Here is a 6882-nt window from a genome sequence, read left to right as displayed (position 1 = left end):
AGCAACTGTAGCAATACCTATGTCTTTAAAAGTATTGTCCTTTTCTGCACTAGAAAGTTCTTCATTATTTTGATAGTTATCCTGATTCTGTTCATTCATCATTAAACTCATTACCTTTTAATAGCAAATACAAATATAGTCATTAACCCTATACCTATTATATTAGAAAACCCAATTAACCACAAATATTCTTTTTTTGGTGTTGTATTTTGATAATCTTGATGAAAACTTAAAATCAATACAAAAAGAATCAAAGATAATAATAAAAATATTCCGGTGTTACGATAATTATTAGGAGCGTCAATATTAGATTCAAATAATAATGTTAAACCTCCAGAAATAGAAGATAAAGTAAGTTCAATTCCCCAGAAAAAATCTTGCCTTTGCCAACCGCTGCCTCTTGCTAATTTTTTAGCGATAGAACCTATAAGTATAACCACTAAAGGAATCAATAGTGCATTAAACAAGAGACTTAAATTAATAGTTTCAGTATTTTCCATCTTAATTGTCTTGACGAAATAATCTTTATCTCTTTTATGATTAAAATAAACTATTCTAGTTATTTTAGTTCATTGATTGAAAAGTTTAAAACTTTTCCAATTATTTATATCATCTCCGGATTAAGAGCGCGAGCAAAAAAAAATTCTCCCTTCTAAACTTTTCTTCTCTTCTGCCTTCCTTCCTGCAAAGTGTAATACCAAATTCATGCATAGGTAGTTACAGTAAAATGATTACAAAAGTGTTAGTAAATTTACTGCCGACGTAGAGGGTAAAAATCAAATTATTTCTTGAGGACAAAAAACAAATTTTTATAGTTATCAAACTATTTTTAGTCAATCATGGAACAGTTTTACTCTCAGAAAAAATAAATATTATAAATTCTTACCAAAAAAAGAGGTTTAAAGCCTCCCCTTGGATAGGGGATGAAAAGATAAAAGTTCATTATTTCAATCCTGATGGTTCAGCCAGAGGTTACTGATAACTGATAACTGATAACTGATAACTGATAACTGAAATGACCGACTGAGTTCCCCTCCAGGGAGGGGTTAGGGGTGATTTGACTCCTAAAAACAGAGCCACTGTAGCAATATTTGATGAAATTGGTATAAGTATTCAATGCAATTATAGCACTACAAAAAAGTCTGATAAAATTGATAAAATTAAAATCATTTACAGCCAATAGTTTTGACTTCAGCTAATAGCTGAATGCTATCCAGCAACAACCCTCCGAATCGTCCCCCTACTTCTTATACCGTTTCACGGAAGTTATAAGTCAAAAGTCAAAAGTCATACATTATGATTTTATAAGCTTAAAACTTTGATGCTACAGTAATTTCAGGAAATTATTTAACTTTTAAAGTTAAAAACTATTTGTGACATCTTTAAAGTGAATTAGTATTAGCTTTATAAAGCGCAGCATCCGCTTTTTTGTAGTAGTTAATATCTGGGTTACTCACCCGTCACTGATACTATTTCTAACAAACATTTATCAATTTGGGATTTTAATAGATGAGATTCTCAAAAAAATTGGGTCATTTACCCCGCCTTTTGAGGCGAAATGTTTTTGGAGAGTTGCTCAAAATCTCCGTTACACAAACAACTTCTGAGTTCTGAGTTCTGAGTTCTGACTTCGTTAAACTGGCACACATCTAGCTACAACGAGGGTATCTGGCCATTAGCCAAGCGATCGCTACCTTGTCCAAATTAAGAAACCAAATTCAAAATCCAAAAATCATGTCATAAATAACTTTTATTTAGGAAGTAATAGCCGGAAATTATTGCCAGTTAAATTTTTCAGCTCATACAGTCAAAAATATTGACTTTTGACTTTTGACTTTTGACTTTCGTGAAAGAGTATAAGTGACAATTATATGGCAACCTGAAAGATAGAAAACAATAGACTACTGAGCCGTTCGCTACAGAAAAATAACGATATATTATGCAAACCCTGGCAAACCCAACTAAAACTCCTATAAACCAACCAGCCTTTGACACGACTATCCATCGGCGAAAAACTCGTTCGGTCAAAGTAGGTGACATAACCATCGGTGGTGGCCATCCAGTCGTTGTCCAGTCAATGATCAATGAAGATACCCTTGACATTGACGGTTCCGTAGCTGCTATTCGACGTTTACATGAAATAGGTTGCGAAATTGTCCGTGTTACTGTTCCTAGTATGGCCCATGCTAAATCTCTGGCAGATATCAAACAGAAATTAGCAGAAATCTACAAACCTGTGCCACTGGTTGCCGACGTTCATCATAACGGCATGAAAATAGCCCTGGAAGTGGCAAAACACGTTGATAAAGTGCGAATTAATCCTGGTTTATATGTATTTGAAAAGCCACAAACTGGCAGAAATGAATATACCCAAGCAGAATTTGAAGAAATAGGTAATAAAATTCGCCAAACTCTAGAACCCTTGGTGGTCTCTCTGAGAGACCAAAACAAAGCCATGCGCATTGGAGTTAATCATGGCTCCCTGGCTGAAAGGATGCTCTTTACTTATGGGGACACTCCAGAAGGTATGGTAGAATCTGCCCTAGAATTTCTCAAAATTTGTGAATCTTTAGACTACTATAACCTGGTAATTTCTCTGAAAGCTTCACGGGTGCCAGTAATGCTCGCTGCTTATCGGTTAATGGTGAAGCGGATGGATGAACTAGGTATGGCTTATCCTCTACATTTAGGTGTGACGGAAGCGGGGGATGGAGAGTATGGTCGAATTAAGTCTACTGCTGGTATTGGCACACTTTTAGCAGAAGGAATAGGGGATACAATTCGTGTATCTTTAACTGAAGCACCCGAAAAAGAGATTCCAGTTTGTTACGGTATTCTCCAAGCCTTGGGTCTCCGGAAAACAATGGTAGAGTATGTAGCTTGTCCCTCCTGTGGTCGTACTTTATTCAATCTTGAGGATGTTCTGCATCAAGTGCGGGAAGCAACAAAACACCTAACAGGATTGGATATTGCCGTTATGGGTTGTATTGTTAATGGTCCAGGAGAAATGGCTGATGCAGATTATGGTTATGTAGGCAAGCAAGCTGGTTATATTTCGTTATATCGTGGGCGGGAAGAAATAAAGAAAGTCCCCGAATCTCAAGGAGTGGAAGAATTAATTAATTTAATTAAAGCTGATGGGCGTTGGGTTGAACCCTAGTTTATAATTGAGATGTTTGTAGTGGGAGTGTATTTTTATTGCACCCCACTTTTTCCGGGCTGAAAATTGCTCAAACCTTTATCTGTCAATCCTTTGATATTTAATCAGCCAGCCCTAATTAGTTTAGGAGTTGGTTGAAGAAACTGTTTGTAAAATGAAAATTAAATCCTTTTTTATCTACTTATAGAAATTGGAAAATATCCGTCGTAACCTACTGAGATTAAACATTCTATCTTTCTTAATCTTTGTTTAATCGAAAGTACCTTAATACAAATAGGGTTTGCTGAAAAAAGCAGATCATGGGGAGAAGAGTGAGTAAGAAACTCACGACTTACTCAAAGCTACTATGTATAGAGTTAAAAAACTATAACGTAATAGTTTTTAACGCTATATCTGTGGTCTCTGCTTAATTTCTAAAATTCCCAAAAAGTTTTCTACCCTTGTCTGCCCAAAGTGCTAACTTTATTGATAATTTTAGATGTGATACCTGATACTTTTTTCTACCTCAAGAAGGCACTTACCTTTATCTGTCAATGCGCGCGAGAATTAACCAGCAAGCCATAAATAGTATAGTTTAGATAGTAAAAAAAATCCATAACTTAAAGGGAATAGCAAAAAATAAATTATCCAATTTTTGAACTAGACCTGGAAAGTTTTGCTGCCTCTCTTCCCTACTCCCTACTCCCTACTCCCTACTCCCTAAACTCAGGGTAATTGTATATTTTTTTATTTTGGAGGTCCCTAAAAAACAAACCATAATTTTAAATGCCTAAAAATAAAGTTGAGATCAACTAAATTCAGATAATCAGGAGAGTAAAAAAATAAAAAATAAATATAGGACTTACGCAAAAACCGGGTTGATAGACGAAATTTCCCATAATTGCTAAAAACAATAATCACGACAATAAACCCGGTTTCTTCTTTAGGTACGCAAGTCCTGAAATTATCAAATTTCTATACCCTATATTTATCAATAGATTATTAGTAGAGAAGTTTGACTTTAAACTTACCAAACAAGCTAACTCTAAGCAATAGTTATATATTCTTTCTAAATTGGATATAGCTATGATGTAGTAATTATTTAAATTCATTCAACAAACAAAATGGTTATAGCAAAACGTGGACTTATCCTTGGTGCAACAGCATTAATGTTAACAGGCGTCACTGTGATCGGCGCTGGTATTCATCTTTCTTCTCAAGCATCATTAAATAATAACAACCCTAAAGAATTAATCGACCAAGTTTGGCAGATTATTGATAAAACTTATGTAGATGGTACTTTCAATCAAGTAGACTGGAAAGCGACTCGCACTGAGTATCTCGATCAAACTTATGCCAGTGATGAACAAGCTTATGATGCAATTCGGGAAATGCTAGAAAAGTTAGGCGATCCTTACACCCGTTTCATGGACCCCGAAGAGTTTAAAAATATGCAAATAGACACTTCTGGGGAACTAACAGGTGTAGGTATTCAGCTAACCCAAGACCAGGATACAAAAAAATTGGTAGTAATTTCACCAATAGAAGATACTCCAGCTTTTGATGCAGGTATTCAAGCTAAAGATATTATTACCAAAATTGATGGTCAAAGCACTGAGGGAATGGATATTAATCAGGCAGTAAGTCTGATTCGCGGTCCAATTGGTAGTCAAGTAACTTTAACTATTAAACGAGAAAATCAGGAAATAGAGTTTCCTATTGTTCGGGCAAAAATTGAAATTCATCCTGTTAAGTATTCTCAGAAAGAAAGTTCTCTTGGTCAAGTTGGTTATATCCGCTTAAACCAATTTAGTGCGAATGCTGCTGGTGAGATGCGAGAGGCAATAGATGATTTGGAAACTCAGAATGTGTCTGGTTATATTCTAGATTTACGTTCTAATCCTGGTGGATTGCTATATGCTAGTATCGAAATTGCTAGGATGTGGCTAGATCGCGGAGATATTGTTTCTACAGTAAATCGTAATGGTGTCACGGATCGCCAGAAAGCTAATAATAGGTCTTTGACAGATAAGCCATTAGTTATTATGGTAGATGGAGGTTCTGCGAGTGCAAGTGAGATTCTTTCTGGTGCGCTGCAAGATAACAACCGAGCTACATTAGTAGGTACTAAGACTTTTGGTAAAGGGTTAGTGCAGTCAGTACGCGGTGTTGGTAAAGGTGCAGGGTTAGCGGTGACGATCGCTAAATACTTTACTCCTAGTGGTCGTGATATTAACCATGAGGGAATTGTACCAGATGTGGAAATATCTTTGACAGATGCACAAAAAGAAAGTTTGCGGAAAAATCGCGACCAAATTGGTACTATTGAAGATCCTCAATACGCAAAAGCATTAGACATCTTGACTCAGGAAATTGCTGCTGTCCAAAATAAGAAAGCTCAGTTTGGCAACTAGAGCATTAACGAAGTCAGAAGTCAGAAATCAGAAGTTGTTTTTGTAACGGAGATTAGAGCAACTCTCCAAAAACATTTCGCTTTAAAAGGTTTGGTTGCGCGACCCAATTATTTTGATAAATTCAATTCATTATTGTGGCTTACACTTACCAGCTCTAATTAACCCTACACGACGGGTAATTGCTTCATCAACAGAATTAAATGGACCCCATATTTCTACAGTATAGGGGTCTTTTTTTTGTTCGACTTGTTCAGCAGCTAAAATTTCACAGATACCCTCTGGTTTCTTGATTATATAGAATTTTGGTGATGAGTCGCTCATAAAATTATCAAATTCAAAACATGGGATTTCAACAATTAATAATTAATAATTAATAATTAATAATTACCTCTTCTTATAACGGATAGGATTGGGTAAAAGGAATTTTTTTCTTTTCTTGGTCGATTGGATATGGCGATTCGGCTGTCGCCGACATGAAAAGCGGAGCGGCTCTGCACTCTTCGGGAGACCTCGCCATCCCATCCTAAGGTCATGCTCCGCAAACGACCGCTTTTTCTCCATGAATGGAGAGGCTTTATACCTTAATTTTTCGCTAAACTTTATGTTGTCATCTTTTCCCTTAGCTATAAGTTAGGTGGGCATAAATAAGCCTTAAAACTAAAAATCAGAAAATAAAGCTAGAAAATACTTTTTCAAAGGTTTTCACTGTTTTGAATCTTCGTCGCTATTTTATAAATAATTAAACCCAGCTATTTAGGAATAAGATTTGCTTTATCTATTACTTCCAGCAGTAAAGCAGAAAAACAAGTATCAAGTCAAGATATTAACCAAACTGCCCAGATTTTAGAAAAAAATAGAAGAGTACAACCGACTTAACCAACCTCCGGCAAAATCTCAACCCTTTACAAACTTAAACCAGGAAACTATAACCACAGTTAAATAGACAAATAACAACATTTTAGGACAAATAGAACAATAGACATCTGGTGATAATTAAAAATTAAATCAATTATCGTCCAGAAATCATTAATTCTTTCCCCCTACTCCCTACTCCCTACTCCCTCTTTTCCGGAGATGTCTAATATAATCAACTCACAACCTTCAGAAATATCTCCCTTCTTAGAGCAACTTAATTCTGTCAATCAACTCAGTGGTACTTGGACATTTTATGGTCGAAAAAATGGCTGAAATTCAGTCTAGACAAGGGAATTACGTCGATGCCATAAAAATGGCTGAAACCCTTGACAGTTAAGGACCCATACCTTTTTGACGTGAAACACTCTGCCTATATATATTTGAGGCTATTTTATGACTTTGTTTTGTTTAAGA

4 protein-coding genes are annotated in these 6882 nt (G+C 35.7%); 2 read left to right on the top strand and 2 right to left on the bottom strand.

What is annotated here, in order from left to right:
• Nucleotides 1-110 precede the first annotated feature (110 nt).
• The gene (locus F6K22_RS26030) at nt 111-500 is read right to left on the bottom strand and encodes a hypothetical protein (RefSeq protein ID WP_293104716.1); all 390 of its coding nucleotides are present in this window, start codon (nt 498-500) and stop codon (nt 111-113) included.
• Between the two features lie 1439 nt (nt 501-1939).
• On the opposite strand from F6K22_RS26030, the gene ispG reads away from it, so the two are divergent.
• Together ispG and ctpC are read left to right on the top strand one after the other, a co-directional pair.
• Nucleotides 1940-3160 (top strand): (E)-4-hydroxy-3-methylbut-2-enyl-diphosphate synthase, encoded by a 1221-nt coding sequence (gene ispG, locus F6K22_RS26025; protein WP_293104713.1) that lies wholly within the window; start codon nt 1940-1942, stop codon nt 3158-3160.
• A gap of 1103 nt (nt 3161-4263) precedes the next feature.
• Nucleotides 4264-5553: a carboxyl-terminal processing protease CtpC gene (gene ctpC / locus F6K22_RS26020; protein WP_293104710.1), complete on the top strand. Its 1290-nt coding sequence runs from the start codon at nt 4264-4266 to the stop codon at nt 5551-5553.
• 129 nt (nt 5554-5682) lie between these two features.
• Here the strand turns inward: ctpC and F6K22_RS26015 are convergent, their stop codons facing one another.
• Entirely contained in the window at nt 5683-5874 is a 192-nt protein-coding gene (locus F6K22_RS26015) for a DDE transposase family protein (RefSeq protein ID WP_293104707.1), read from the bottom strand.
• Nucleotides 5875-6882: the final 1008 nt, after the last annotated feature.

Origin of the sequence: Okeania sp. SIO2F4 (genome assembly GCF_010672385.1) — a bacterium.
In the GTDB taxonomy this organism is placed as follows: Bacteria; Cyanobacteriota; Cyanobacteriia; order Cyanobacteriales; family Microcoleaceae; genus Trichodesmium.
This window is presented reverse-complemented; position numbering and strand designations above follow the sequence as displayed.

Coding starts and splice junctions, on each gene's coding strand:
- F6K22_RS26030 (WP_293104716.1), bottom strand. CDS start 500: ATGGAAAATACTGAAACTATTAATTTAAGTCTCTTGTTTAATGCACTA.
- ispG (WP_293104713.1), top strand. CDS start 1,940: ATGCAAACCCTGGCAAACCCAACTAAAACTCCTATAAACCAACCAGCC.
- ctpC (WP_293104710.1), top strand. CDS start 4,264: ATGGTTATAGCAAAACGTGGACTTATCCTTGGTGCAACAGCATTAATG.
- F6K22_RS26015 (WP_293104707.1), bottom strand. CDS start 5,874: ATGAGCGACTCATCACCAAAATTCTATATAATCAAGAAACCAGAGGGT.